Here is a 2,285-nt window from a genome sequence, read left to right on the forward strand (position 1 = left end):
GGACCGGTGCGTGTTTGAAGAGATTGTGTCCGGCAATCACGTAGGCGTTGCCCGACTTCCAGATCGCCACCCCGTCGTCACCCCAGGGCAGACGCGTGACCCAGCAGTGCACGATGCCGATCGGTTCGTGGACAAGCCCGGGAAGTGCTCGGGAGGCGTAGGCGATCGCGTTGTCGGCCGAGCGGGCCAGGGCGTCGACGTCGTCGATGGCTCCGTCATCATGCGCGACAACCGAATCGGAGAGACCGAGCCCGAACGCGGAGCGGTCGGGATAGGCAGCGGCATACACGCCCGACACCCCGAATGCTCCGCTGCCGTCCTGCAGTGTCGGCAGCCGGTCGGGAACCTCGCGCAGGGCGAACGAAACCCGAACGTGCGCACCGAGTTCGACCGGTATCGCCACCGAGAGCGCGCGGGCCAGGGCAGCGGTGCCGCGTCCGGCTGCCACCACCGCCGCGCCGTGCGTGGATAGCGTTGTCGGGGTGCGTATCTCGACTCCGTTGGAGCGGTCGCGCACGGTGATCGCCTGCTCGGCGATCAGCCCGGCCCCGGTCGTTGCCTCTCGTGCCTCGTCCGCCAGACGCGCAATCGCCGTTCGGGTGTCGATCGACCCGCCATTCGGGTCGAATACCGCGCCGCCGTCGTAGTGGCCGAGTATCGGTAGCAGCGAGGCCAGTTCGTCACGGTCGACGAGTCGCGCCCCGATGTCGGGGTGATCTTCGAGGAGGGCCAGCCGTCGCACGGCGGTCGGTCCGAGTGCGAGCGCACCGTCGTCGCTGACGAGTCGCACACCGAAGGTGTCCTCCCAGTCGCGCCACTGCCGTCGCGCCCGGACCGCGAGTGCCACCATCCGCGGATCGTCGTGCGCGTGCCGAAAGATTCGCGATACTCCGGCCGACTGTCCCGAACCGGGCGTTCCCGACTCGAAGACCGTCACCGAGTACCCACGGGAACGTACCGCGTGTGCCGCCGACAGTCCGACGATGCCCGCGCCGATGACGGCGACGTCCGAGGTGGTGGTCATGTGCCCGACAGTACAAGCGCACGGCTTCTGACACGACAGGGTTTGGACGCGACTGCTCTGGGGTAACCGGGACAGCCGGGGGAGAGAACAGACGCGAAAGGAGCAGCACCATGGCTGAAGAACTCAAGGGAATCACCGTCGCATTTCTCGTCGCACCCGAGGGCATCGAGCAGGTCGAGCTCACCGAGCCGTGGCGGGCGGTCGAAGAGGTCGGCGGCACGCCGAGATTGGTGTCCACCGACAGCGGCACCGTGCAGGCGTTCGAGCATCTCGACAAGGCCGACACCTTCGACGTCGACGCCACCACCGACACCGTCACCCCCGACGACTTCGACGCGCTCGTGTTGCCGGGTGGGGTGGCCAACCCGGACTATCTGCGCACGGTCGAGTCCGCGGTCGACTTCATCAAGGGCTTCTTCGACGCGGGCAAGCCGGTCGCCGCGATCTGCCACGCACCGTGGACCCTCGTCGAAGCCGATGTGGTCCGGGGTCGCTCGATCACCTCGTGGCCGAGTGTGAAGACCGACATCGCCAATGCCGGCGGCAACTGGGTGGACGAAGAGGTGGTGGTGGATCGCAACGGGACCAACACCCTCATCACCAGCCGCAAACCGGACGATCTGGCCGCCTTCAACTCCGCACTCGTCGTGGAGTTCGGCCGCAGAACTGCCGACGCCTGAGTACCGCCGACGCCTGAGTAGCGCCCCCGGCGTCGCGTATATCGATTCGCAGACGCCGGGGAACACCATGCTGTCCGATTCGGTCCGGACTGCGATTGAATAGGCATCAGTGTTGTCGCGTCGGGCGATGACCCCGGCGGAGGACCGCGACGATGTCACCGGACACCAGCACGAGTCAGAGTCCTACCCGCACCCTGCGCGTGGCGCTCGCCATGCGTGGCGGAGTGAGCATGGCGGTATGGATCGGCGGGGTGATCGCGGAGCTCGATCTGTTGCGGCGGGCCAACGACGACACCTCTGACACCTCGGGCCGTGCCGAGATCTATCGTCAGTTGCTCGGCGAAGCCAAGTACGAAGCCGTCGAGTTCGACATCCTCGCCGGAGCCAGCGCGGGTGGACTCAACGCCGTGCTCTTCGCACTCGCGCAGAGCTACGGGGTGGTCACCGACTCGATCGTGCGCAGCACGTGGGAGAAGGACGGTGGTCTCTGGGATCTGCTGCGCAGCTCGTCCGACAACGCCGCAGCGGATCGCTGGTCGGGCTTTCGCGCCGTCGACTCCGTGTTGTCCGGCGACGGGCGA

General features: G+C 67.2%; 3 protein-coding genes. 2 read left to right on the plus strand and 1 reads right to left on the minus strand.

All coding sequences use genetic code 11. The annotated features are described in order from the left end of the window. Positions 1-1,024: FAD-dependent oxidoreductase (locus B1964_RS23540; RefSeq protein WP_079931496.1), on the minus strand; the 1,024-nt coding region annotated here is incomplete at its 3' end. Positions 1,025-1,134: 110 nt separating this feature from the next. Between B1964_RS23540 and B1964_RS23545 the strand changes: the two genes are divergently transcribed. Beyond that, complete coding sequence (locus B1964_RS23545; protein ID WP_079931497.1) at positions 1,135-1,704, plus strand: type 1 glutamine amidotransferase domain-containing protein; 570 nt, start codon at positions 1,135-1,137, stop codon at positions 1,702-1,704. Between the two features lie 152 nt (positions 1,705-1,856). Continuing rightward, the coding region (locus B1964_RS23550; RefSeq protein WP_216354278.1) for a patatin-like phospholipase family protein at positions 1,857-2,285 on the plus strand (429 nt) is incomplete at its 3' end.

Source organism: Gordonia sp. i37, from assembly GCF_002043085.1.
In the GTDB taxonomy this organism is placed as follows: domain Bacteria; phylum Actinomycetota; class Actinomycetes; order Mycobacteriales; family Mycobacteriaceae; genus Gordonia; species Gordonia polyisoprenivorans.

Excerpts from the sequence above, each read along its gene's own strand:
- B1964_RS23545 (WP_079931497.1), top strand. The coding sequence starts at position 1,135 with ATGGCTGAAGAACTCAAGGGAATCACCGTCGCATTTCTCGTCGCACCC.